Origin of the sequence: Streptomyces sp. NPDC012510, assembly GCF_042955065.1 — a bacterium.
Taxonomy (GTDB): Bacteria; Actinomycetota; Actinomycetes; order Streptomycetales; family Streptomycetaceae; genus Streptomyces.
The window spans coordinates 235,696-260,177 of the sequence record NZ_JBIBEN010000003.1; the positions used below are offsets into that span (position 1 = coordinate 235,696).

Below are 24,482 nucleotides of genomic sequence, written 5' to 3' on the forward strand. Positions count from 1 at the left end.
ATCTGGCATTGACGAGGATACGGGCATCAGCCACGTGAGTCACGATGCGGAGCGCTCGTCACACACCGTGAGGCACGGTGTCACAGGACAGCGACCGGGTTGACCGGCGAGCCCGTCCCGCCAGGGACGTTCAGCGGAGCCACGACCAGGAGGAACTCGTACCGGCCCGCCTCGGCGGTCGCGTCGGAGAGCGCCTCCAGGTCGAGGTTGTCCAGCAGCGGCACCCCCATCGCCGCCACCGCCAGCGCGTGGACCGGCGAGTGCACACCCTCCACGGGTGAGGGCCGCACATCGCTGTCACCGTCGCCACCGAGCAGTGCGACCCCCCGTTCGGCCAGCACGGGTACGGCGTTCACATGGAACCCGGCGCTCGCCGTGTCGGGATCCCAGGCTCCGAGTTCCTCGCGGCGGCGGACGTGTCCGGAGCGCAGCAGCACGGCGTCACCCTCGCCGATCGTCACGCCGAGCGCCTGTTCCGCCGCGACGACGTCCCCGGCGCGCACCGCCCGCCCCGGCTCCAGCCAGGGGAGACCGAGGACGGCGGGGAGGTCGAGCAGGACCCCTCTGGTGACGAGGGGCCCCAGCTCCGACACCGCGCCGAACCGGGCGCCCGCCGCGCCCACGGCCTCGTGCGCCCGCCGACCGTCGTAGAGCCGTCCCTGATAGGCGATGTGGCTCAGGGCGTCGAGATGGGTGACGCCCTTGCCGTGGTAGTCGGCGGCGATGAAGTCCTTGTGGGTGCTGGGTTCCGGGCTCTCCACGTCCCCCAGGTCGGTCATGTGGTGCAGGGCGGGTTTCCGGTTGTCCGGGCCCGACCGGGTGTTCCAGGGCCGCGCCATCTGGACGACCGCACCGGACCGCACTCCGGCCACCGCCCGCCGCACATGGTCCTCGGTCACCCGGTTCCAGGCCCCTCGGTCGGCCCTCTCCCAGCGCCCCCACGTACGCACCGCGTCGAACAGCGCGTCGAACTCCGCACGGGAGACAGCGGGCCCGTTGTCGGCGCCGGCCGGCGGCCCGGGTCGCGGGGCATCAGCGGAATGCGCATTCATCCGTACTCACCGTTCGCTCACTGTCGGCGCCACACGGGGGAAGAAGGACGCCCGAGAAGTACCGTGCGGCGAGCCCTGACAAACGTGAGGCCGCCGTCTCCGCCCGGCCGCCGTCTCCGCCCGGCCGCCGTCGCCGCTCGGAGCCGTCTCCGCCCTGAGCCGGCCCCGCCCATTCGAGCACACTGCAAATTTTACCCGGCGCAATGATTCATTCGTCGAGTCCGTCCGTACCTCTTGGCAACCGACTCGCCACCAGGAGGTACCTTCCCCATGCGTCGCACATGGAGCATCGGCACGATCTTCGTGAGCGGCGGTCTGCTGATGACCGTCGCCGCCCTCGCCTACCCCGCCATGGTGGGCGTCGAGAAAACCGTCGCCGGCCCGGAGCGGATCATCGCCAACACCCAGTTCGGTCCTCTCACCGAGGCCGACCGGGACTTCGTCGTCAAGGTGCGTGCCGCAGGGCTGTGGGAGTACCCGTTGGGCGAGATGGCCATGGAACGCGGCACGACACCGGAGATGAAGGAGGCCGGTAAGCATCTGGTCGTCGGACACGCGGGCCTGGACGAGCTGTGCCGCAAGATCGCTCCCGAGCTGGGCATCACGCTCAACAACCAGGCGAGCCCGCAGCAGCAGCAGTTCGTGGCGACGGCCGACGCCGCCACCGGCCGGGAGTTCGACTCCACCGCCGTCACCATCATGCGGGTCACACACGGCCAGATCTTCCCGACCATCGCCAAGATCCGCGCCAGTACGCGCAACACCCTGGTGCGCCAACTGGCCGACCTCGCCAACGACACCGTGCTCGACCACATCACCGTGCTGGAGAAGACCGGCCTGGTCAACCACGACCAGGTCAACTACCAGCAGACCAACCCGCCGAAGCTCCCCAAGGAACAGGTCACCCCGCCCGTGCCCCAGCCGGGAGCCCCGATGGTCGTCCTGACCCCCCGTCCGGACCTGAACGTGAGGACCAGCGCGCCGACGGCCACCCCCGCTCCCCCTGCCGGCAAGGGGTGAGGGCCCACGCGGTGGGCGTCGTCCCGGCCGGCGCCCTCGGCCCGCTCAGCCCACCGAGGTGTCCACCCAGCCGAGCGGATACGACTCCGGATCGTCGGTCACCGGGACCACGGGCTCCCCGCCCGCCTCGTTGAACGCGCTCAACGCCTCGATGAGCGCCACCCGTTGCTGCGGGCCGAGCCGTTCGACGATCGTGGCGAGTTCGGCGCGCCGTCGAGCGGTGACCTCGGCGACGGCGCGCCGCCCCTCGTCGGTGAGCCGCAGCAGGGTCTCACGGCGGTTGTCGGGGTTGGTCTGCCGGTCGGCGAGCCCGGACGCGATCAGCCGGTCGACCATGCGCATGGCCGTGGACGGGGCGACCTGGAGCTGTTCGGCGAGTACGACCAGTTTGGTGGCGCCACGGATGGACAGCACCACCAGCATCCGGAACTGCGGAATCGTCACCCGCTCCTCGACGGCGGCGAGTGACCGTGCGGAGATCGCGACCAACAGCCGCGACGCGGTGAGCACCGCGCGCGTCACCTCATCCACATCGTCCACACCAGGTGCCAGACCATCGCGTTCAGTCATGCTCCCTTTCTATCCCGGCGGCTTGTCCCGGCAGTCAGCGGATCCGAGGAGATTTTCCCTTCTCATGACCGAACGGGATCTCCGGGTAGGCGAGGCCCTGGGATCCGGTCGGGGTCGCCGGGCCTGACGGGCCGGTCGTCGTCGGCATCCACACCCGCATGGCTCCCGGCCCTCGGTGGGCCCAGGCGTAGTACGGCACCGCTGTCAGCTCGATCGTCGTCGTGGGCGACCGGTGGGGGCTCTGGCGCCAGGGCCGGTAGGGCCAGACGGAGCCAGGACGGTCGGGAGCGACTGCGGGGCCGGAACTGCCGGGAGGACCGGAAGGACCGGAAGGACCGGCATGCTCGGGAGGGGCGGGAGGCAGGAGGCGGCGGCCCGTGGCGTGCACCGTGACGACCTGGTCGAACAGGTCCGGACGGAACCGCTCGGTGAGAGGAACGGCCACGTCCAGGGTGAGTGCGTCAGGGTCCGAACCGTCCGGCTGGTCGGTCTGCTCCAGGCAGTACACCAGCGGCCCGCGTTCGACGGCGACACAGCCGCGGACGGCGTCGACGCCCGGGGGCGGGGCGGTGAGCCGGGGCTGCATCGCGAGATCGAGTCGTACGGTGTCGCCCGGCCGGAAGTTCCGGGTGACGCGCCACCAGCCGTCCCGTGACGTGGGTTCGGGCACGGGGGTGCCGTTGACGGTCAGGGTGGGGTCGTCCACCAGGACGGCAGGCGCAGCGAAAGGGTGCGGGCGGCGCGGGGGGCGTCCTCGACGGTCACCGTCACCGTGCCCTGCCAGGGGTACTCCGTGGCCACACGCACCGTCATACCCGCGCCGCCATAGGTGCCGCCGGCGTACTGGTGCAGTTGCAGGCCGTCCGCGTGCGCGCTGGCGAAGCAGTGGTGCAGGGAGGCGAGCAGACGCATGGCGTTGGGCGGACAGCAGGCGCAGCGGAACCACGGCGTCCGGTGGGCGTTCTGGTCACCGGGCCGTTCGTGCGGACGGGCCCGGCGGTGCAGCGGGTTGACGTACATCCAGGTACGCCCGTCCAGGCCGACCCCGCCGAGGAAGCCGTTGAAGAGGGTGCGTTCGACGAGGTCGGAGTAGCGGGCCTCGCCGGTGAGCAGGGCCATCCGCCAGCCGAACTGCACGGAGGCGATGGCGGCGCAGGTCTCCGCGTAGGCGCGGTCGGCCGGGAGCTCGTGGGCGTCGCCGAACGACTCCCAGTCGTGGCGGGACCCCACACCCCCGGTGAGATGGGTCTTGGTGGTCACCATGTCGTGCCAGAGCCGTTCCAGGGCCTGACACAGTTCGGCCTCGCCGGACTCGATCGCCAGGTCGGCGGCGCCCGCGAGGAGATAGAGCTGCCGTACCGCGTGGCCGGTGACCTCGTCCGCCTCGCGGATCGGCGTGTGGTCCTGCCAGTAGCCGGGGCCGGGGTCGCGGTCATGTCCCCGGTCGGCACCCGCGGCCACGGTTCCGTGGCCCCGGCGGTCCAGGAAGTACCGGGCCAGATCCAGGTAGCGCGGCTCCGTCGTCGCCCGATACAGCTCCACGAGCGCCGTCTCGATCTCGGGGTGCCCGCACACGGCGTCCACCTTTTTACCGGGGCCGAAGACGGAGTCGATGTGGTCCGCGAGCCGACAGGCCACGTCCAGCAGCCGCCGACCGCCGGTGGCCCGGTGGTGCGCGACGGCCGCCTGCATCAGATGCCCGGCGCAGTACAGCTCGTGACCCCAGCCCAGCTCGGTCCACGGTTCCCCGCCGCCGAGCTGGTAGTACGTCTGCAGATAGCCGTCCGGCCGCTGGGCCTCCGCGATCAGCGTCACGATCCGTTCCACGTCGGCGGCGAGCGCGGACGCGGACTTCGCACCGGCTTCGGCCTCGGCCACGGGCTCGGGCTCGGGCTGGCGCTCGCGCTCGTCGGCGAGCTGCCAGCAGGCGGCCTCCAGCCACTTGTAGACATCGGAGTCCTGGAACTGGAAATCACCCTTGAAAGCCGGTGCCTCGCCGGTGAGGGAAGCGGCCGCCGCTCGCAGATTCGCGAGGTTCCCGGCCTCCTCCAGCTGTCGCGGGCCTTCCGGGACGGACACCTCGGCGTTGACCCGGCGGCGCCGGGCCCAGAACCCGCTCTCGATCCGGGCGAGAACGGCGGGGCGCAGGGCTGCCGCGGCATCCGGGCGCGGGCGGACGGGTCCGACGGATTCTCTGGCGCTCAGGGGAGCCTCCCTTATGACGAGGAGCAGTAAACGTTTATCTATCGGGATGAGAAGGAGCCGACGCGAAGGCGATCAGGACCGCAGACCCCTCGGTCGGCAGCACGACGCGCAGAGTGTGCCCGCGCTCGCCCCAGTCGAGTCTCGTACGCTCCCCCGCCTCGAGCAGCACGCGTGGCCTGCCCTCGGCCCGGGGCAGCGTCAACTCCACCGCCTCGGGCACCCCTTCGGAGAAGGAGAAGGAGAAGGAGGAAAACGTTTACCCTCTCCAGGCTCTCACCGTAATCACTCCTCGCCCGGTGTCGCAAGAGACTCTCGTACGGCCTGGTCCCACAGCCTCAGTCCCGCGCGGAGGAACCCGCCCACAGCCGCCCTCTCCTCCTCCGACCAGGCTCCGTCGCCGACGTCCCCGGCGAGCACCTCGCCGCCGAAGACCTTCTCGTACGCGCTGTCGTGAACCGGCCCCTGCGGGGGAAGGGCCGACTCGGCTCCCAGGCCGTGGGCGAGATCGTCAAAGAAGTTCCACGCGTCCAACAAGGTCCCGGCCGACACCGAGTCGCACCGCGGGCGCTCGACCCACCCACGCACGGCGTCCAGATCGAGAGGGACCGCATCTGCCCGGACGAGCGTCCGGCCATGGTGCTCACAGTGCCCCTGAAGCCGGTCGAGGTCGGGGAAAACCAGGAGCCGTCCCACACCGTCGACGAGGAACGCATCGTGGGCATCCCCCTCTCCGGCCCGCCAGAGCAGCGTCAGGTCGCCTGTTGCCGTCTCGATCCGGTACGGGTAGTGGTCAGTCATGCAGGGGCTCCCGGAGGGCTGTGGCGGCGTGGATCCGCGAGGTCGGTGTGGATCGCGCGGGGTCGGTCGAACAGGTCGGAGCAGGTCGGCGTTGTCCGCCGCGGTGCTCACCAAGCCGAAAGCCAACGGACGGGTGGATGAATGATCCACCAGGTGCCGAGGAGGAGGCGGCGGCCCCCTCGGACACCCGGGGCCGTCAGACCGTCGGTCTCAGGCGTCGAACGGCTTGCGGAAGCGCACGTGCTCGTTGCGGCGGTACGGGCGGAAGACATAGCGGTCCACATCCATGCCCAAGACGTCTCGCACACGCGCACGTGCTGTCAATCGCCTTCCGGCGGCTCCGCACGGGGATGCTCGGGGTGCTACGGCCGCGGTGCGGTCGGTCGGCGTGAGGGCGGTGAGGCAGCCGTCGGCCGGGCGCGTACCCAGCCGAGGAGCACCACTGAGCAGAGGGCGGCGAAGGCGCACCAGGTCGAGATGAACTCCAGGCGCCACAGCGTCCAGCAGACCAGCGCACCGGCGGCGGCGAGGATTCCGAACAGGGTGAGCCGACGGTCACCGGAGAGGATCAGGGAGCCGACGGTGGCCAGGAGGTAGCCCGCGACGAGGAGGAGCGGGTGGGAGAGGTCGATCGCGTAGCCGACGGTCCGGCCGCGGATCTCGGCCGTCACCGGGCCGGTGACCAGGCCGTGGGCGAGCGGCACGGCGGTCATGACTCCGACCGCGAGCAGGACGACGAGCCGGGTCCGGGCGTGCGGCGGCGCGGCACACAGCACGCCGGCCGGCACCCACACGGCCAACAGCGGCAGCGCGATGACGACCCAGGCGACCGTGGCCGGTCCGCCGCCCCCGTCCGAGGACCAGACCACCGCCTCCACGACCTGGTGCGCCCCGAGCAACAACGGCAGCGCGGCGAGCGGCAGGTCCCGACGGCTGCGCACCAGCGCCACACAGACCACACCGACCGCACCGACACCGGCACCTGCCACGAGATCGGCCGTCGCACTCCAACACATCACGCCACCATGGGATCGACCGTCGATGCACGCCCACCTACGCTACCGGTCATCATTCGCAGTGCTCCGGCCCTCAGGCCGGGGGTGTGGCGAATCTTGTGGCTACGACGCGTACGTACGCCTGCACACCACAGCCGACCCCATCGGGCCCTGGTGGTACGGACGTCGTCACAAGGGTTGACGGTCACGCGTGGGGCGGTCACCTTCTATGGGACGGCGTCTATGGGAGCGCTCCCATAGGAGACCGCCGTCCATCTCCCTGCCCCCGTGCGTCGAAGGGACGGTTCCTGTGCACACGCATCGCCGGTTACCCCGCAGAACGCTGGTCGCGGCCGCCGCCGGCCTCGTCGTCAGCGCCGTCGCCGCCCCCTCGCGGGCGGCGTCCCCGCCGGAGGCGGCCGGTGGGCGGGCGGCGGGGTTCCACACAGTGGGCCGGGTCAAGAGGGCCGCCGACGGATTCGTGCGGTACGGCTGGCCCGGCGTCTGCTTCGAAGGACGGTTCCGTGGGACCGGGGTGGGCATCGTCCTCGACGACGCCCACAACGACTACGACGTCCAGGTCGACGGCACGACCGTCGCCACGCTCGTGACGCCGGGCCGGACCGTGTCCTGGATCGACGGGCTCGCCGACGCCCGGCACACCGTGCGGGTCGTGAAGCGGACGGAGAGCCCCTGGGCGGCGGGCCGGTTCGGCGGGTTCGTCGCCGCCACCGGGGGCGCGATCCTCGCGAGGCCCCGGCCGCGGAGCCGGCAGATCGAGTTCATCGGCGACTCGTTCACCGCCGGATACGGCAATGTCAGCGACACCCGGGACTGCTCGGGCAACGGTGGGGTCAACCGGAACAGCAACGCCGATCTCGCGTTCGGCGCGCTCACGGCCCGCAGACTCGACGCCGACCACCAGACCAACGCCTTCTCCGGACGGGGCATGGTCCGCAACTACAACGGCGGGGAGCCGGGAACCGACTTCCGCACGTACTACGACCGGGCCCTGCTGAACGTGGAGGGCGATGTCTGGCGGAGACCGGCGAGCTGGCGCCCGCAGGTGGTCGTGATCGGGCTCGGTATCAACGACTTCTCGACGCCCCTCAACCCCGGCGAGCGCTGGAGCACGGTCGAGGACCTGGTCGCGGACTACGAGAGCGCCTATCACGGCTTCCTCGACCGACTGCGCGCCCGGTACGGGCCCAGGACGTTCCTGGTGGTCGCCGCCGCCCGGCTGTGGAACACCACCGCGTTCACGGACGCCACCCTGCGCATCGTGGAGGAGCGCGGGCGGCGGGGAGACGACCGGGTCAGCCACTGGTACTACGACGACCCCGGTCTGGATCACCTGGGCTGCGACTGGCATCCCTCGCTCCACGACCACCGGATCATCTCCGGGCTGTTGGACGACCACCTCGCCGGGCTGCCGCTGCGCTGGTAACCCGCCGTTCGCGGGGCGGCGTACCGGCTCAGGCCGTCAGGGACTGACCCGGCTCCAGCGCGGCGAGGAGGCCGGCGTGGTGCAGTGTCGCGACGGGTGCGAGGAGGTCCGGGTGGCGGAGCAGTGCGGCCGCCCGCCGGTCGTGGTCGTCCGGTTCAAGGAGGCGGCGGAAGGCTACCGGTGAACCGGCCGTGTGCGGGGAGCCGGTGAGGGCGGCCACGGCGGCGTGAGCCAGATCCGGGTCGGCGAGGAGGCAGGCCGCCCAACTGGCCACGACCTCGTCCACCCAGGTCCGCCAGGCGTACTCGTCCAGGGTCCGGTCCTCGTCGGCGCCGGTGAGCCAGTCGAGCCGGGCGGAGCCGCCGGGTCCCGCCATGCCGACGAGCGCCGCGTCCATCGCGGTCGGATAGCGGAGCCAGGCCGCCACGGTGACGGCCTGCCGGGCCTGCGCCTCGGAGAGCGCGTCGTCCAGCGCGCCGCCGCCCGCCGGATAGGCGCGGGTCATCCACTGGGTGGTCGCCGCTATGAGCGGGGAGAGATCTGTGAGCACTTGACCGTCCATGGGTACTGGGGAGTGCGTTGCACAACGTAACCGGGTGCCGTCGGCCCGGAAATGGCGCAGGCCACGGAACGGACGTGTCCTGGGCCACATCTCCCCGTCCCACCGACTCGGTCAGCGCTTGGCGAACTGGGTGCGGCCCGGCTGGTCGACCGTGGGCGTGATGGTGATGCCGGTGTCGGTGAGGGTCTGGCCGTAGATGTCGGTGACGCGGATGTCCGAGCCGCAGCCGGCGCCGTCGGCCGAGACGAAGTAGTTGTATTCCTGTCGCGGAAGCCGGCGCCAGGTCGTGCCGGTGCGAACCTCCAGGGTGGCGACCGGGTTGCGGTGGTTGCGGACCTGGATACCGCACCACCACTGTGAGGACCCCTCCTTGTAGCGGTAGGCGACAGGACCGCCGATGTCCGGGCTCACCAGGGTCCAGGTGATCGGCACCCGGCCCGCCACGGGGTCGGCGATACGGGCGAAGGCCTGCTGGCCGAGGTCGACGTCGCCGGGGCGGCACTCCGGACAGCGGTCGACGATCTTCACGGTCAGCTCGCCCCGAGAGCCCTTGACGCGGATGAAGGCCCCGCACATCCGGGCATTCTCGTAGTCGGTGTGGTTGAGGGCGGCGATGGCGATGTCGGCGGTGGCGTCGTAGAGGCAGTTCCCCACGCCGGTAGCGCCGTAGAAGGTGCCTTCGCCGGAGTAGGTGACACCGGGCTGGACACTGGCGTACGCCGGTGCCGTGGCCATGGTCAGGAAGGCCGTGACGGCGGCGAGGAGGGCGAGTCGGCTGCGCATGCGAATGCCTTTCGAGGACGGCGGGGCGTGCTCGGGGGCAGCGATCCTGACATTGTTGAAAGATCAAGTGAAGCCTGATTGCAGCCATCTGCCGCGAACGCCCCGTGTCGTACCCGGACCTTGTCACCCACGGACGAACCCCGGCCCCGGGGGACTCATCTCCCGCAAACAGAACGGTGATCGACCCGGTCCACCCCTCCGGCGCTGCCATATTCGGAAGCCACTTCGGAGGTGGTTGTGACACTAGAGGTGACGACATTCCCGGCAAGGCAGCCGGCGAAGCGGACGGCCGACCGTGCGCCCGAGCCCTCGGCTAAGCGGACGGCCGGCCCGGTACCCGAGCCGGTCCGTGAACGAAGCGCCGACCGAACCGTCGAGCGGCCGGTCGACCGCACCGCCGACGGCGTCGCCGCGCGCCCCGTCGACCGAACGGCCGACCGTATCGCCGAGTTGGAGAGCCGCCGGGCGCGGGCGGTCACTTCGGACGGGCCGAGGAGACGTGGGGAGTACGGCGCCCGCGAGCGGATCGATCTGCTGCTGGACGCGGGCTCGTTCACGGAGACGGGCCTGTTCGTGCGGGCCCGGCCCACCGGGGACGGCGGCCAGCGCCCGTACGGCGACGGCGTGGTGACCGGACACGGCACGATCGACGGCCGTCAGGTCTGTGTCTTCGCCCAGGACTCCACCGTGTTCGGCGGCAGCATGGGCGAGGCCTTCGGCGAGAAGACCATCGCGTTGATGGACCTCGCCCTGAAGACGGGCTGCCCGGTCATCGGCCTCAACGACGGCGGCGGTGCCCGTATCCAGGAGGGCGTGACCTCGCTCGCGCTCTACGCCGAGCTGGTGCGCCGCAATGTGCGGGCGTCGGGGGTGATCCCCCAGATCTCGGTCGTCCTGGGGCCGTGCGCGGGAGGGGCCGCGTACTCGCCGGCCATCACCGACTTCACCGTGATGGTGGACGGCGCCTCCCACATGTTCGTCACCGGCCCGGACGTCATCGAGACGGTCACCGGCGAGCGCACCAGTGCCGAGGAACTGGGCGGCGCCCGCACCAGCAACACCGTCAACGGCAACGCGCACTTCCTCGCCGCCGATGAGGTGAACGCCCTCGACACCGTGCGGGACCTGCTGTCGTACCTGCCCGCCAACAACCTGGAGCGGCCCCCGCAGTACGCGCCGGGGACCGCGCCCGCCGGCGCGGGGCTCGACGCGGTGGTGCCGGACCGGCTCGGTCAGGCCTACGACATGCGGGACGTCCTGCGCGCCGTCGTCGACGACGGCGAACTCCTGGAGATCCAGGAGCTGTTCGCGCCGAACATCATCTGCGCGCTGGCGCTCGTCGAGGGCGCCGCCGTCGGGGTCGTCGCCAACCAGCCGCTGCACGCCGCCGGGGTCCTCGACATCGACGCCTCCGAGAAGGCCGCGCGCTTCGTACGGTTCTGCGACGCGTTCGGCATCCCGCTGCTGACCTTCGCCGACGTCCCCGGCTATCTTTCCGGGGTCCGCCAGGAGCAGGCCGGCATCATCCGACGCGGTGCCAAACTCCTGTACGCCTACGCCGAGGCGACCGTCCCCAAGGTCACCGTGGTGGTGCGCAAGGCGTACGGCGGCGGCTACGCGGTGATGGGCTCCAAGCATCTGGGCGCCGACGTCAACCTCGCCTGGCCCACCGCCCGGATCGCCGTCATGGGCGCCGAGGGTGCGGTGGGGGTCCTGCACCGCCGCGAACTGGCCGCCGCGGCGGACCCCGAGGCGCTGCGCGCCCGTCTCGTCGCCACGTACGAGAGCACCTACGGCACCCCGTACCTCGCCGCCGAGCGCGGCTACGTCGACGCCGTCATCGCCCCGCGCGACACCCGGGCCCATATCTGCCGCGCCCTGCGCGCCCTGCGCGGCAAGCGCGCCCCGATGCCGGAACGCCGCCACGGCAACATCCCGCTCTGACCGTTCTACCGCTCTGACCGCTAGACGTCCGTCCCGCACGTGAGGAGCCCTGCTCGATGGACAGCCGCCGCCCCCCGCTCGCACCCGCGTTCCGCAGTCTGCCGGAGTATGTGCGGCACTGGGCCGAACACACCCCCGGCCGCCGGGCGTTCACCTTCGTCGATCACCCCGCGCCGCACTCACGGGGCGTCCACCGCACCCTGACCTGGCGCCGGCTGGACCTGCGGATGCGAGCGGCGGCGGCCCGGCTCGCCTCCGAGGCCGAGCCAGGGGCGCGGGTCGCGGTGCTGTGTCCGCAGGGGACGGAGTACGTGACCGCGTTCCTCGGGGCGCTCGCCGCCGGTCTGGTCGCCGTACCGCTGTACCCGCCCGGTCTGCCCGGGCAGGACGACCGGCTGTCGGCGGTCCTGGACGACGCGCGCCCGACGGTCGTCGTGACGACGGGCCCTGCCCTCGCCGAGGTGCGGAAGGTGTGCGAGAGCCGGGCGGTGAAGGTCGTCGCCGTGGACCAGGTGCCCGACACCGCCGCCGACGACTGGCGGTCGCCACCCGCGCTCGACGACTCCGACGTCGCCTACCTCCAGTACACCTCCGGCTCGACCCGCACCCCCGCGGGCGTGGAGATCACCCACGCCAACGTCGTCGCCAATGCCCGCCAGGCGCTGTCCGCCTACCGTGCCGACGCGAATCCGGTGACCTGTGTGGGCTGGTTGCCGCTCTACCACGACATGGGGCTGGTGCTGAGTGTCGCGGCGCCCGTGGTGCGGGGGCTGCTGTCGGTGCTGATGGATCCGGTGGCGTTCCTGCACGAACCCGTCCGCTGGCTACGGCTGCTGGCCGCGCACCCGCGCGCACTGAGCGCGGCGCCCAACTTCGCCTACGACTACTGCGCCTCGACGGTCACCGAGGAGCAGAAGGCGGGGCTGCGACTGGACGGCGTCGCCGCGCTGATCAACGGCAGCGAGCCGGTCCGCCCGGGCACGGCCGACCGTTTCCACGCGGCGTTCGCCGCGCAGGGGCTCCTGCCGGAGACCCACTGTCCGTCGTACGGGCTGGCCGAGGCGACCGTGTTCGTCAGCGCGGCCCGGCCCGGCGAGCCGTTGCGCGGTTTCGCACTCGACCGGGACGCCCTGGCCACCGGCAAGGCGCTGTCCGCGCGACCCGACGATCCGAGGGCCGTGCTCCTGGCGGGCTGTGGCGCGCCGGCGGGCCAGCGGGTGCGGATCGCCGACCCGGTGTCGCGGGTCGCGCTGGCCGAGGGGGAGGTCGGCGAGATCTGGGTGCAGGGTCCGAATGTGGGCCGGGGGTACCGGAATCAGGAGGAGCAGTCCCGCCGCGTCTTCGGAGCCGTGCTCGCCGATGCCGAGGCGGGACCGGGTGGTTGGCTGCGGACCGGCGACCTGGGGACGGTCCTGGACGGCCAGTTGCTCGTCACGGGGCGGCTGAAGGACCTCATCGTCGTCGACGGGCGCAACCACTACCCCCAGGACGTCGAGGCCACCGCCCAGGACACGCATCCCGCCGTACGGCGCGACCGGCTCGCCGCGTTCGGCGTACCGGGCGGCTCGGGCGAGCGGGTGGTGGTCGTCATGGAGCACGTACGGACCGTGTCGCTCGCCGACATCGACGTACCGGCTCTCGTGCGGACCGTACGCGCCGCCGTCTCCGCCCGGCACGGCCTGCGGCTGTCCGACGTGGTCCTCGTGCCGCCGGGCACGGTGCCCCGCACGTCCAGCGGGAAGGTGTCGCGGGCGCTGACCCGTGAGCGCTACCTGGCCGGTGCCTACGCGGTGGGGGTCGTGGCATGAGAGGCGTGGGTGTGGGCGAAGGCGAGGAGGAGCGGCCGGGCGGCCCGATGGGCGCGGCCGGCGAGGGTGTGCTGCGGCGGCTGGTCGCCGAGCACGTGGCCGCCTGGAGCGGTGGGACCGTCGAGGACGTACCGATGGACCGGCCGTTCGCGGATCTCGGTATGTCGTCGCGGGACGCGGTCGTGCTGTCCGGGGAGTTGTCGCGGGCGACGGGGCGTGACCTGCCGGCCACCCTGTTGTGGGAGGCGTCCACGGGGGATGCGCTGGTGGCGCGCCTGTGCGGGACCGGCGCGGGCAGCGCTGCGGGGGGAGTCGCTTTGACCGGGGCCTCACCTGCGGGGGCCTCACCGACGGGGGCCTCTTCGACGGAGGACTCTTCGACGGGGGACTTTCCCGCGGGAGTGGTGTCGGCGGGAGTCGCGGGCCTCTCCCCGACGACATTCGCACCCGCACCCGCACCCGCGACGACACCCGCGATCGGTGAGCCGATCGCCGTCATCGGGATCGGTTGTCGGCTGCCCGGCGGTGTGCACGGCCCGGCCGAGTACTGGCGGTTGCTCCTCGACGGTGTCGACGCCGTCCGGCGGGTCCCGGAGGACCGGTGGCGGGACCTCACCCCGTACCCGCCGGCCGAGGCACTCCCGTACGGCGGCTACCTCGACGACATCGCCGGGTTCGACGCCGACTTCTTCCGCATCACCCCGCGCGAGGCGGCGGTGATGGACCCGCAGCAGCGGATCCTCCTGGAGGTCGTGCGGGAGACCCTCGACCACGCAGCAGTCCCGGCCGCGTCCCTGGCGGGCAGCGCCACCGGTGTCTTCGTCGGGGTCTCCGCGCCGGAGTACGGCCAGCTCACCGGCGCCGACCCGGCCGCCGTCGATCCCTGGGCACCGGCCGGCGGCGCGCTGAGCGTGGCGGCTGGGCGGCTGGCGTACGTGCTGGACACGCGCGGGCCGAGCATGGCCGTCGACACGGCGTGTTCCTCGTCGCTGGTCGCCGTGCACCAGGCCTGTGTCAGTCTGCGCACGGGCGAGAGCGACCTCGCGATCGCCGCCGGGGTCAATGTGCTGCTCTCCCCCACCGTCACCGTCGCGTTCGGGCGGGCGGGCGCGCTCGCGCCGGACGGGCGGTGCAAACCGTTCTCGGCGGCGGCCGACGGCATCGGCCGGGGCGAGGGCTGCGCGGCCGTGCTGCTGAAGCGGCTGTCCGACGCCGAACGGGACGGCGACCGCGTCCTCGCCGTCGTCCGCGCCACCGCCGTCAACTCCGACGGCCGCTCCAACGGCCTGCTCGCCCCCAACCCGGTGGCCCAGCAAGCCCTCCTGACCACCGCCTACGCACGCGCCGGCCTCTCCCCCGCGCACATCGACCACGTCGAGGCGCACGGCACCGGCACCCCGCTCGGCGACCCCATCGAGGCGGGCGCCCTCGGCAGCGTGCTCGGCGCGGGCCGCGACCCCGACCAGCCGCTGCTCCTCGGGTCGGTCAAGGGCAACCTGGGCCACCTGGAGTCCGCCGCGGGCATCGCCGGTCTCGTGAAGACGGTGCTCGCACTCCAGCACGACCTGATCCCGCCCTCCCTGCACTGCGCCGAGGGCAGCGCCCTGGACGGCGACGGACCGCTGCGGGTCGTGACCGAGGCCGAGCCGTGGCCCCGGTACGGCGGTACGGCCACCGCCGGGGTCTCCGGGTTCGGGTTCGGCGGCACCAACGCGCACGCGGTACTGGAGGAATGGCGGCCCGGCAGCCTGCCACGGCTCCCGGCCGACGAGCCGCCCGCCCGCCTCCACCTCCTCTCCGACGCCGACACCGCACGCGTCCGCGACACCGCCGCCCGGCTGGCCGACTGGCTCGGCACGCCCGAGGGAGGCGCCGCGCACCCCGACGACGTGGCGCGCACGCTGGCGGGCCGCGCCGGGTGGGGTCGGGTGCGCGCGGCGGTCGTCGCCGCCGACCGTGCCGAACTCGCGGACGGGCTGCACGCCTTGGCGGACGGTCGCCCGCACGCCCGGGTCGTGACCGGCGACCGGGATCTGATCGGGCGCGGCCCGGTATGGGTCTTCTCCGGGTACGGCAGCCAGTGGGTCGGCATGGGGCGGCGGCTGTTGGCCGAGGAGCCCGCCTTCGCCACGGCCGTGGAGAAGCTGGACGCGCAGCTCGCCCCGGAGTGCGGCCTGTCCCTGTACGACCACCTCGCCTCCGGTGGCGCCCTCGACCGTCTGGAGGTCGCCCAACCCGTCCTCTTCGGGGTTCAGTTGGCCCTCGCCGAGCTGTGGCGCGCGTACGGCGTCGAGCCCGTTGCCGTCATCGGCCACTCTCTGGGCGAGGTGGCCGCGGCGGTGTGCGCGGGCGGGCTGGAGGTGTCGGACGCGGCCCGTGTGGTCGCCGTACGGGCCCGGCTGCTCAGTGGGTTGCGGGGTGGGGCGATGGCGGTGGTGGACCTCGACGACTACGAACTGGACGTGCTGGCACGCGACTTCCCGGGCGTCCATGTGGCGGTGCATTCGTCCCCGGGGCAGAAGGTGGTCACCGGGGAGGAGGACGCGGTGGCCCGCCTCGTGCGCCATCTGGAAGGGGAGGGGCGCGCCGCGCGCTCGATGCGGGTGGTCGGCGCGGGCCACTCCCCCCAGGTGGAACCGTTGCTGGAGGAGTTGGCGGACTCGCTCGCGGACATCCGGGGTGTGCGCCCCCGCCTCCCCGTCTACTCCACCGTGCTGGACGACCCGCGAGGGGAGTGCCTCTTCGACGCCGCGCACTGGGTGGCGAACCTGCGGCGGCCCGTACGCCTCGACCGTGCCGTCGCCGCTGCCGCCGCCGACGGCCACACCGCCTTCGTCGAAGTCTCCCCCCACCCGGTCCTCACCCGAGCCGTCACCGACACGGCCCCTGGCACCCTCTCCGTCGCCACTCTCCATCGCGGCGGCGACACCTCCGCCGGGTTCCTCACCCAGCTCGCCACCCTCCACACCGCAGGGTTGCCGCCGGCGCCACCACCGGGCCGGGTCATCGACCTGCCCGCACCGCGCTGGCGGCATGTGCGGCACTGGTGGACGGACGGGCGCGGAGGTCCGGCGGCGGACCACGGACCGGCACGGCGCCAGGTGGTGGCAGGGGACCGCGCTCCGGGGCGAGACGGGGTGCGCAACGGTGGCCGCGATGGCGGTACGGCGTCCGCGGGGGACGGGGGCGACGCTCGGGGACAGGGCTCCCCGCAGGGCGGAGACCCCGCGGCGGACGAAGCCTCGGTGTCCGCACGCCTCTGTCACCACATCGCCGCCGTCACCGGTCACCCGCCGACCCGTGTCACCCCGTCCACCGCTTTCGCCGAGCTGGGTCTCGACTCCCTGATGGCCGTCCGCATCCGCGCCGCCCTCGAACGTGAGTTCAGCATCGAGTTGCCCCTGCGCGACCTGCTGGGCGCCGCCACGGTCGAGGAGGCGGCGACCCGCGTGCAGCGGGCCCTGACAGCCGGGCCGAATCCGGCCAATCCGACTCCGGCCGGGCCGACTCCGGCCGGGCCGACGCACACCGGCGCGTCGACCCGGGCAGTGGATGCAGACTCCCCGACGGCGTCCCCGGGCACGCCGGTCGAGCACGCCCTGCCACCGGCCCGACCTCGCCCCATGCGGCCCTTGCGGTCCCTCCCGGCCGACTCCCCGCTTCGCCTCCTCCAACCCACCGGCGCCCAACCCCCGTTCTTCCTGTTGCACGCCGCCGGTGGCACCACCGACGTCTACCGGTCCCTCGTCGAACGGCTCGGGGCGGAGCGGCCGGTGTACGGACTGGAGCGGATGGAGGAGACCCGCACGGTCGTCGAGAAGGCCCGGCGCTATGCCGAGGCCGTCACCGAGGTGTACCCCGACGGGCCCTGTCTGCTGGGTGGTTGGTCGTTCGGGGGGTTCGTCGCTCAGGAGGCCGCCCGGCAGCTCACGGCGGCGGGGCGGAACGTGGAGCTGGTGGTGCTCATCGACTCCGTACGACCGCTCCCCCGGACGGAGGGCACACCGGCCGACCGGATCCGCGCCCACTTCACGGGCTTCGCGCGGTATGCGGCCGACACCTACGGGGTCGAACTAAGGTTGCAATACGACGAGTTGGCCGCGACTCAGGACGACGGCGAGCGCGTCGACACGGTGCTGCGGGCCCTGCGTGAGGCGGCCGACGTGCCCCGGGCCGCCCTCGACCACCAACGCGCCTCCTATCTGGATCTGCGGATCGGCGAAGCCCACAGACCGGGCCGCCACGAAGGTCGGGTGGTCCTGTACCGGGCCACCGAGCCTGCCCCGCACACCGTGCGCGACCCCGCGTACGAGCGCGACGACGAGGCGCTCGGCTGGGACGAGGTGTGCCCGCGGCTGACGGTCGTACGGGTCGCCGGTCACCATCTGTCGCTGCTCGACCCTCCGTACGTCGACGAGATCGCCACCCATCTGCGGTGGGAGCTCGCCCAGCACCAACGTCGCACCTGAGCCGAGGAGACCGTCATGTCCGACCGCACCGCCCGAGTGTCCCGACGTGCCGCCACCAGAGCGGCCGCCGCCACCGGCCTGGCCGCCCTGTTCGGCGTCACGGCCACCGGCACCGCCGGCGCCGCCACCCGCCGAACGCCCACCGGCCCCCGGAGCGCCGCCGACCGCCCCGCCGGCCGGGCGACGGCGGCCACAGCCGCGGCCGCCCCCACCGTCACCCGCCTCGGGCCGCGTACCCTCGACGTCTCCCTCCCCTCCGCCGCCCTCGGCCGCAGCGCGCCGGTGCGGCTGATCCTCCCCTCGTCGTTCGGCGCACGGCCCGCCCGGACGTACCCGGTGCTGTATCTCCTCCACGGCGCCCACGACGACTACACGTCATGGACGCGGGAGACGGACATCGAGGCGTTCACGGCGGGCCGGGAGCTGATCGTGGCGATGCCGGACGCGGGGCCCACCGGCATTCCCACCGCCTGGCGGGGCGGCCCGGACTACGAGACCTTCCAGCTCACCGAGGTCCCGGCGCTGCTCAACCGCGACTACCGGGCGTCCGGGGTCCGGGTCGTCGCCGGCGTCTCCACCGGCGGCTACGGGGCGATGGCGCACGCGGCACGGCATCCGGGAGTGTTCGCGGCGGCGGCCTCGTACAGCGGCATCCTCGACACAAGGGCACCCGGGGTGCCCAGCCTGATGGACGCCATCGTCGCCCGCGAGAACCTGGCGCCGCTCTCCCTGTGGGGCAACCCGATCCTGAATCTGCTCACCTGGCGGGACTTCAATCCGCGTGACCGTGCGGCGGGGCTGCGCGGCACCGCGCTGTACGTGTCCAGTGGCAGCGGGGTGGTGGGCGGGACCGGCGACTGGCTGCCGGAGGCGCTGGAGAGCGCGCTGTGGCCGTCGGCGCACGCGTTCACCGACACGCTCGCACGGTTGCGCGTCCCGGTGACGACCCACTTCTACGCGGGAGGAGGACACAGCTGGACGTACTGGAAGCGGGAGTTCGGCGCGTCGTGGCCGATGCTCGCCGGTGCGCTGGGGGTGCCGGAGTGAGGCCGGTGCCGTCGGGGCACGGAACGGAGCGCGGGGGACGTGCGTCCTACTCAGGACTTGTCCCCCGCCCCACGGGCACCGGCCCGCGGGTGAGCCGCTTCCGGGTGAAAGGAGGGTCCGCCGTGGCTGCCCCCACCCCGCCGCACGGCGTACCGGACGGTTTCGGCGCCCCGGTGCCGCCCGAACTCGCCAAACTGCTGCGCGACCAGTTGGAGTCCGTCGCCGACGAGGTCGAGGAGGAGGTCCGCCGCCAGGTGCCGGAGTACGCCCGCCCGGCCGACGGTGCCTATCGCGCACACCTGAGATCCGGGGTCGTCCAGGCGTTGACCCTGTTCGTCGACCACATCGCCGATCCGTGCGGCCAGGGTGCGTCGATCACCGCCACGTACTACGAACTGGGGCGTGGCGAGGCTCTGGAGGGCCGGGGCCTGGACGCGTTGCAGTCGGCGTTGAGGGTCGGCGGCCTGCACGCGTGGCGGCTGATGGGCCGTACGGCGGAGGAACTGGGGCTGGACTCCTCGGTGGTGGCGATGCTCGGCGAACTGGCGTTCCAGACGGTGCACGAGGTGGCCGAGGCGGCAGCCGCCGGCTACGCGGAGGCGCGGCTGCGCAGCACGGACGAGTTGGAGCGGCGGCGCAGACGGCTGCTCGATCTGCTGCTGGGCGAGGGGCCGGTGGCCCCGGAGGCGGTGCAGGATCTGGCGCACGGCGCCCGGTGGACGGTGCCGCGGCAGGTCGCGGTGGTCGCGCTGGCGGCCACCGCGGACCAGCGGGAGACGGAGCGGCCGTTGGCGGCGGCGGGGGCGCTGGTGGACATGGAGTCCCGGCCGCCGCGGATGCTGGTGCCCGACCCGGACGGTTCCAGCCGCTTCGGCGGCCGGGCGTTCGCGCTCGCGCTGCGCGGCCGTCCCGCCGCGGTCGGCCCGACGGTCCCGCTCGCCGAGGCCGCCCGGTCGCTGCACTGGGCCACCCGCGCCCTGGGTCTGATGGGACGGGGCATCCTGCCCCGGCAGGGCGTGGTGCGCTGCTCCGACCATCTGTCGACGCTGCTGCTGCACAGCGACGAACCCATGCTGGCCCACCTCCGGTCGCGTGCGCTGGCGCCGCTGGACGCGGTGGCGGAAGGGCCACGCGGCCGGCTCGCCGAGACGCTGCTGGCCTGGCTGCTCAGCGGCAGCAACGTGCCCGACGTCGCCGCCCGGCTGCACATCCACCCGCAGACGGTCCGCTACCGCCTGCGCCAGTTGGAGAAACTCTTCGGCGACGCCCTGCACGATCCCGGCACCCGCCTCGACCTCATCCTCGCCCTGCGCGCGGACGCATTGCGGGACGACGACACGTTCACCGCATGAGGAATCGCCCTCCGGAAAAGCGACTCACTTGGGCGCAAAAAGAAACGAGAACACTGAATTCCCGTACATAACACCCGGCCCTACCGAGCGCATACCTTCGGGACGTCCTTTTCCACAGGCGCTCCTCGCGCCCCACCCTCAAAGGATCCCCATGCGTATCCGCTTGTGCCTCGCCGCGCTCTCACTGGCCGGCGGGGCCGGACTGGCCACCGTCTCGGCATCCCCGGCCACGGCCGCGGCCTGCACGGACGTCGATGTCGTCGCGGCTCGCGGCACCTTCGAGCCGGGCAATCTCGGTTTCATCGTCGGCGACCCCGTGTATTCCGCGCTGCAGAAGAAAATCACGGGCAAATCCCTCTCCAGCTACAAGGTGAACTATCCCGCGGACCTTTCCCTCACCTCGGCCGCGCAGGGCAACTCGGATCTGGTGAACCACGTCAGGAGCCAGGCCGCCGCCTGCCCGAACCAGCGTTTCGTTCTCGTCGGCTATTCACAGGGCGCGAACGTCGTCGACAACTCCATCGGCATCAGCAGCGCCGGCGCGGTGGTCGGCAGCCCCATCGTGGCCACCATTCCGGCCGCGCTCGAACCGAAGGTCGCCGCGGTGCTGCTGTTCGGCAACCCGATCCGGGCCCTCGGCAAGAGCGTCACCGGCACCTACCAGAGCCGCACGATCGACTTCTGCGCGACGGGCGACCCCATCTGTGAGAACGGCGGCGGTGACGTGGGCGCCCACCTCGGCTACACCGCGAACGCCGACGCGGCGGCGGCCTTCGCCGCGACCAAGGTCTGAGTCCCACAGGCGTAGAGGAACCTGGAGGAACCCGAGCAGTACGGGAAGGCGACCAGCGGTACGGGAAGGCGAAGGGCCCGGGAGGAGAATCCTCCCGGGCCCTTCTTCCATGGGGCAGTGGCTTCCAGGGGTTATTCGGGAGCCCGTGCGAACTCCGTCAGGCTCGTGGAGACCGGCTCGGGGCGGCCGTCGTTCTGCGTGGGCGCGGCGGTCAGCACGTCCAGGTGCTGGTAGCCGTCGGCGACCACGGGGTCCAGGTCGGCCGGGACACGGCCCGCGAGGAGTCCGTCGCCCGCGAGCACGGTGAGCGTCGGGTTGGCGGTGAGCCCGTCCGGGTGGACGACCAGCCGCTTCACCTGGGGCGAGGTGGCCAGTTGGAGGTCGGTGACCAGCTTGGTCGGGAAGTACTGCTCGGTGAAGTCCAGCGGCTGCTCGGCCATGCTGCGGGCCAGCTCCTGGATGTCGGTGACCTCCTTGCCGGCGGCGGTGAACGGTGTCCCGTCGGCCGACCGGTACCCGGGGTCGTCGGGGTCGCCGACGCGGTCGTAGTTCCGCCAGGTGTAGAGCGGCCCGCCCGGCCGGTCGGGGATCGCCTTGTACTCGCTGCCGAACAGCGCGGGCAGTTCCTCACCGCCGTTGGCGGCGGGGAAGTTCTTGTCGGCGATCGGCCCACCGTCGAAGAACCCGACGCTGCTCTGCAGGAACGCCAGCGGTACGGAGTGGTCGTCCATGAGCGCCCCGAGGACCGCCTCGTTGGTGAGCCGGAAGTCCTTCACGGCCGGAGTGCCACTGAGAAAGGTGGCGGTGTCCTCGGAGAACAGGAAGCGGTTGGTGACCTCGATGTTGGTGTTGAGGGGCAGATAGCCCGGCAGCGTGGCCTCGCCGCCCGGGTCCTGGAGGGCGCCCAGGCCCGCGATGGCCAGGAGGGTCATCATCTCGGGGTTGAGGAGCACCGGAGCGGACAATGAGCGCGGCAGCAGGCCGCTGTCGAGCCCGGCCTGGACGGCGCCGTGGCCGAGGCCCACGTCGGGCAGGTTGGTGTCGTCCGGGATGCTGCCGCTGAGGTCGGCGAGCGAGGTGGAGACGGTGGTGTCGAGGGCGAAGTAGCCGGCGCACTGGTTGTGTCCGGCGTCCGCCGTGGTGGCCCGGTCGCCGTCGAAGTCGGCGGTCGCGAAGTACCCGGTGATGACACCGCCGAGCGAGTGGCCGCCGCACAGCACCTTCTGCTTGCGCACCCGCTGGTCGGGCAGTTCGGCGGTGAGGAGGTCGTACTGGTCGCGGACGGTGCGCTCGATGCCGAGCTTCGCCATCCAGCCGAGGTCACCGTTGGCGACGAACCCGTCGAAGGTGCGGCCCGCGACCTCCTTGTCCCGGTAGTAGTAGTCGACGGCCGTGTGCTGGTCGCCGGAGGCCACGCCGGTGCGGTCCTCCAGGCAGTTGGAGCGCCGGTCCAGGGCCCAGAACTCGATGTGCTCGCCCTGTTCTGCGGCACGGGTGACGGTGTTGCGGGCAACGCTGTCGAAGGCTCCGGCGCCTTCCAGGATGCCCGGCTGGGCGAGGAGGATCCGGTCGGCGTCGGCCGAGGCCGCCGGACCGTCGGCGGAGCGGTAGCGCAGGTACGACAGCCAGTCGCACGCCGCCGGACGCGCCCCGAAGGACGCCGGCAGCGGCGCCTTGACCCGCACCATCGTCTCGGTCACACCGCCGACCGGGCTCGTCGAGACCACCGCGGTCTCGGTCCGTTCGTCCTCGCCCCGGGCGTCCGCGGTGGGTCCGGTGAGCGCCCCGACGGTCAGCAGCACCGCCAGCGCGGCGCCTCGCGACGCCCTCAGGGTCCTTCTCCTGCTGCGACTCGTGTTCATGCTGGGACGGTAGGACCGCGAGAACGGCCCCACCGCCCCATGCTCACAACTTCGCAGCGACTGTCGGCACCTTTGTCATCAGGCACCAACTCCCGGTAACGGCCCGGTAGTTACAGACCGTCGCTCACCATGGCGGCGACGATCCGGACATGCCGGTCGGCCGCCGTACCGGAGTACTCGTTGTCGTAGTTCAGCCCGTACGGCCAGAAGTGCCCGCCGCCGGTGGAGATCTTCGCGCTCGCCCCGTCGAACTGCCGGACGAGCGCCGTGGCGCGGGAACCGGTCCAGGTGCCCGAGCCGCCCAGCCGTGACCAGCCGGAGCTGGTGCCCACCCCGATGGTGTGCGCGATCTCGTGCAGCGCGGTCCGCTCGTTCATGTAGCCGCGGTTGCCGAAGCGGATGGTCCCGTTGATGTTCCCGTCGGCGGTGGGGACGCCCGGGTTGTAGTGCACGGTGATGTTCTTGCCCAGGTCGCTGAGGTTGTTGTAGCGGGCGACCGCGGCGTTCATGGCCGTCGTGATCAGGTTGTACGCCGTCTGCTGGTCCTGGGTGGGGTTGCTCGCCCGGACGAGGGTCCAGGTGATGGTGGCCGCCGCAGCCCGCTCCCGGGGCACCGGCGCGGACTGCGATGCCTGGGGGGCCGCCTGTGCGACACCGGGTCCGGCCAGAAGCGCGGCAGCCAGGGCCGCCATGACCGTCTTCCTGCGCAGAGAACTCATGTGGGGGGTCTCCTGTGCATGGGTGGGGGGAGGATCAGGCACCGATCTTGCCGATGCCCACCCCGGCCCGTACGAGGGCCGGGACGTTGGCCACGGGGTCCAGCGTGTAGCCGTAGTACGTGCGCGGCTCGGTCACCGTGCCGTTGGTCTCGCACGTACCGGACCCGGTGAAGACGTTGTTCCGCTGGACCAGCCGGCCCGGCCCGGAGGCGTCGTAACCGCTCGCGGAGTAGCACGGGTTGGGGACGCCCTCGAAGTGGTTGCCCTCGACGACGACACCGGCGTTCATGGTCGAGGCGACGCCGTAGACGGCGTTCCCCTTGTAGTAGTTGTTGTAGATGTGCACCGGCTCGCCGAACCGGACCCGGGGGTGCCGCTGCCGTGAGCCGCCGAAGAGGTTGTGGTGGATCGACACCTTCAACTTGCCGGTGTCCTGGCTGCCGTTGCCGTCGGAGTGTCCGAGCAGCATGCTCTTGTCGGTCTTGTTGAACCAGTTCCAGGACACGGTGACGTACTCGGCGGCGCGGACCACGTCGACCGCCCCGTCGAGCGGGGTCACGAACTCGTTGTGGTCGATCCAGATGTGGTGCGACTCCCGGCCCACGCTGATGGCGTCGTCCTCGGCGTTCGTGAACCTGATGTTCCGCACGATGACGTTGTACGAGCGGTGGAACTCCAGGCCGCCGCCGTTGATGACGGCCGAGGAACCGACCCCGATGATGGTCTTGTCGGGCCGGACACCCTGTTTGCTGGTGATGTCGATCCTGCCCTGGACCCGGATGACCAGCGGGCCCGTGGTGTCGATGTACTCCAGGAACTGCTCGGCGGTGGTGGCGGTCACGGTGGGTCCGCCGACCCCGCCGGTGGTGCCGTTCTGCCCGAGCGCGTCGACGGCGGCGAAGCCGGAGGGGGAGGTCTCCGCCGACGGGGCCATGTCCGCCCCGGTCTCCGCCTCGACCGGTGCGATCGCGGCGAGCAGCAGGGCGAGCGTGAGAGCCGGAACACCGCGTGCGGCGCGTGACAACGACGACCTCATGTGGTTCCTCCCGGAGCGAG

Annotated in this window: 17 protein-coding genes and 1 pseudogene; 8 read left to right on the top strand and 10 right to left on the bottom strand. The window is 72.2% G+C overall.

The features are described from left to right. Positions 1-80: 80 nt before the first annotated feature. Positions 81-1,052 carry a cyclase family protein gene (locus ACFY9I_RS06470; protein ID WP_390997460.1) on the bottom strand — a complete coding sequence of 324 codons (972 nt, stop codon included), beginning with the start codon at positions 1,050-1,052 and terminating at the stop codon, positions 81-83. A gap of 270 nt (positions 1,053-1,322) precedes the next feature. Between ACFY9I_RS06470 and ACFY9I_RS06475 the strand changes: the two genes are divergently transcribed. After that, on the top strand, positions 1,323-2,072 hold the full coding sequence (locus ACFY9I_RS06475; protein WP_390997463.1) for a DUF4142 domain-containing protein: 750 nt from the start codon (positions 1,323-1,325) through the stop codon (positions 2,070-2,072). 45 nt (positions 2,073-2,117) lie between these two features. On the opposite strand, the gene ACFY9I_RS06480 is transcribed toward ACFY9I_RS06475, so the two are convergent. From ACFY9I_RS06480 to ACFY9I_RS06495, 4 genes and pseudogenes are all read right to left on the bottom strand, one after another. After that, positions 2,118-2,642: a MarR family transcriptional regulator gene (locus tag ACFY9I_RS06480; protein ID WP_390997465.1), complete on the bottom strand. Its 525-nt coding sequence runs from the start codon at positions 2,640-2,642 to the stop codon at positions 2,118-2,120. A gap of 142 nt (positions 2,643-2,784) precedes the next feature. Beyond that, positions 2,785-4,847 (bottom strand): annotated as a pseudogene (locus ACFY9I_RS06485) (glycoside hydrolase family 127 protein); the annotation flags it as partial. Positions 4,848-5,129: 282 nt separating this feature from the next. Further along, positions 5,130-5,645 carry a hypothetical protein gene (locus ACFY9I_RS06490; RefSeq protein ID WP_390997468.1) on the bottom strand — a complete coding sequence of 172 codons (516 nt, stop codon included), beginning with the start codon at positions 5,643-5,645 and terminating at the stop codon, positions 5,130-5,132. 362 nt (positions 5,646-6,007) lie between these two features. Continuing rightward, positions 6,008-6,661 (bottom strand): DUF6629 family protein, encoded by a 654-nt coding sequence (locus ACFY9I_RS06495; protein WP_390998072.1) that lies wholly within the window; start codon positions 6,659-6,661, stop codon positions 6,008-6,010. A 322-nt stretch (positions 6,662-6,983) separates the two neighbouring features. Between ACFY9I_RS06495 and ACFY9I_RS06500 the strand changes: the two genes are divergently transcribed. Continuing rightward, positions 6,984-8,087 (top strand): SGNH/GDSL hydrolase family protein, encoded by a 1,104-nt coding sequence (locus tag ACFY9I_RS06500; protein ID WP_390998075.1) that lies wholly within the window; start codon positions 6,984-6,986, stop codon positions 8,085-8,087. Positions 8,088-8,115: 28 nt separating this feature from the next. Here the strand turns inward: ACFY9I_RS06500 and ACFY9I_RS06505 are convergent, their stop codons facing one another. Together ACFY9I_RS06505 and ACFY9I_RS06510 are read right to left on the bottom strand one after the other, a co-directional pair. Then, the gene (locus tag ACFY9I_RS06505; protein WP_390997471.1) at positions 8,116-8,637 is read right to left on the bottom strand and encodes a hypothetical protein; all 522 of its coding nucleotides are present in this window, start codon (positions 8,635-8,637) and stop codon (positions 8,116-8,118) included. 123 nt (positions 8,638-8,760) lie between these two features. After that, a complete protein-coding gene (locus ACFY9I_RS06510) occupies positions 8,761-9,432 on the bottom strand; it encodes an expansin EXLX1 family cellulose-binding protein (protein ID WP_390997473.1) in 672 nt (223 codons plus the stop codon). Positions 9,433-9,873: 441 nt separating this feature from the next. Between ACFY9I_RS06510 and ACFY9I_RS06515 the strand changes: the two genes are divergently transcribed. From ACFY9I_RS06515 to ACFY9I_RS06540, 6 genes are all read left to right on the top strand, one after another. Beyond that, positions 9,874-11,376 (top strand): carboxyl transferase domain-containing protein, encoded by a 1,503-nt coding sequence (locus ACFY9I_RS06515; protein WP_390998078.1) that lies wholly within the window; start codon positions 9,874-9,876, stop codon positions 11,374-11,376. 56 nt (positions 11,377-11,432) lie between these two features. Next, on the top strand, positions 11,433-13,184 hold the full coding sequence (locus tag ACFY9I_RS06520; protein WP_390997476.1) for an AMP-binding protein: 1,752 nt from the start codon (positions 11,433-11,435) through the stop codon (positions 13,182-13,184). A 47-nt stretch (positions 13,185-13,231) separates the two neighbouring features. Then, positions 13,232-17,653, top strand: coding sequence for a beta-ketoacyl synthase N-terminal-like domain-containing protein (locus tag ACFY9I_RS06525; RefSeq protein ID WP_390998080.1), 4,422 nt, complete (start codon positions 13,232-13,234; stop codon positions 17,651-17,653). Between the two features lie 15 nt (positions 17,654-17,668). Continuing rightward, a complete protein-coding gene (locus ACFY9I_RS06530; protein WP_390997479.1) occupies positions 17,669-18,700 on the top strand; it encodes an alpha/beta hydrolase-fold protein in 1,032 nt (343 codons plus the stop codon). A 122-nt stretch (positions 18,701-18,822) separates the two neighbouring features. Continuing rightward, a complete protein-coding gene (locus ACFY9I_RS06535) occupies positions 18,823-20,052 on the top strand; it encodes a helix-turn-helix domain-containing protein (RefSeq protein WP_390997482.1) in 1,230 nt (409 codons plus the stop codon). Between the two features lie 151 nt (positions 20,053-20,203). Beyond that, positions 20,204-20,845 (top strand): cutinase family protein, encoded by a 642-nt coding sequence (locus ACFY9I_RS06540; RefSeq protein ID WP_390997485.1) that lies wholly within the window; start codon positions 20,204-20,206, stop codon positions 20,843-20,845. A gap of 131 nt (positions 20,846-20,976) precedes the next feature. Here the strand turns inward: ACFY9I_RS06540 and ACFY9I_RS06545 are convergent, their stop codons facing one another. The 3 genes from ACFY9I_RS06545 to ACFY9I_RS06555 all read right to left on the bottom strand — a co-directional run bounded on the left by ACFY9I_RS06545 (position 20,977) and on the right by ACFY9I_RS06555 (position 24,462). After that, on the bottom strand, positions 20,977-22,707 hold the full coding sequence (locus ACFY9I_RS06545) for a hypothetical protein (RefSeq protein ID WP_390997488.1): 1,731 nt from the start codon (positions 22,705-22,707) through the stop codon (positions 20,977-20,979). Positions 22,708-22,817: 110 nt separating this feature from the next. Continuing rightward, positions 22,818-23,426: a hypothetical protein gene (locus tag ACFY9I_RS06550; protein ID WP_390997491.1), complete on the bottom strand. Its 609-nt coding sequence runs from the start codon at positions 23,424-23,426 to the stop codon at positions 22,818-22,820. 34 nt (positions 23,427-23,460) lie between these two features. Then, positions 23,461-24,462, bottom strand: coding sequence for a polysaccharide lyase family 1 protein (locus ACFY9I_RS06555; protein WP_390997493.1), 1,002 nt, complete (start codon positions 24,460-24,462; stop codon positions 23,461-23,463). Between the last annotated feature and the right edge of the window lie 20 nt (positions 24,463-24,482).

Coding starts and splice junctions, on each gene's coding strand:
- ACFY9I_RS06475 (WP_390997463.1), top strand. CDS start 1,323: ATGCGTCGCACATGGAGCATCGGCACGATCTTCGTGAGCGGCGGTCTG.
- ACFY9I_RS06495 (WP_390998072.1), bottom strand. CDS start 6,661: ATGTGTTGGAGTGCGACGGCCGATCTCGTGGCAGGTGCCGGTGTCGGT.
- ACFY9I_RS06555 (WP_390997493.1), bottom strand. CDS start 24,462: ATGAGGTCGTCGTTGTCACGCGCCGCACGCGGTGTTCCGGCTCTCACG.
- ACFY9I_RS06540 (WP_390997485.1), top strand. CDS start 20,204: ATGCGTATCCGCTTGTGCCTCGCCGCGCTCTCACTGGCCGGCGGGGCC.
- ACFY9I_RS06530 (WP_390997479.1), top strand. CDS start 17,669: ATGTCCGACCGCACCGCCCGAGTGTCCCGACGTGCCGCCACCAGAGCG.
- ACFY9I_RS06490 (WP_390997468.1), bottom strand. CDS start 5,645: ATGACTGACCACTACCCGTACCGGATCGAGACGGCAACAGGCGACCTG.
- ACFY9I_RS06510 (WP_390997473.1), bottom strand. CDS start 9,432: ATGCGCAGCCGACTCGCCCTCCTCGCCGCCGTCACGGCCTTCCTGACC.
- ACFY9I_RS06525 (WP_390998080.1), top strand. CDS start 13,232: ATGGGCGCGGCCGGCGAGGGTGTGCTGCGGCGGCTGGTCGCCGAGCAC.
- ACFY9I_RS06480 (WP_390997465.1), bottom strand. CDS start 2,642: ATGACTGAACGCGATGGTCTGGCACCTGGTGTGGACGATGTGGATGAG.
- ACFY9I_RS06470 (WP_390997460.1), bottom strand. CDS start 1,052: ATGAATGCGCATTCCGCTGATGCCCCGCGACCCGGGCCGCCGGCCGGC.
- ACFY9I_RS06545 (WP_390997488.1), bottom strand. CDS start 22,707: ATGAACACGAGTCGCAGCAGGAGAAGGACCCTGAGGGCGTCGCGAGGC.
- ACFY9I_RS06520 (WP_390997476.1), top strand. CDS start 11,433: ATGGACAGCCGCCGCCCCCCGCTCGCACCCGCGTTCCGCAGTCTGCCG.
- ACFY9I_RS06550 (WP_390997491.1), bottom strand. CDS start 23,426: ATGAGTTCTCTGCGCAGGAAGACGGTCATGGCGGCCCTGGCTGCCGCG.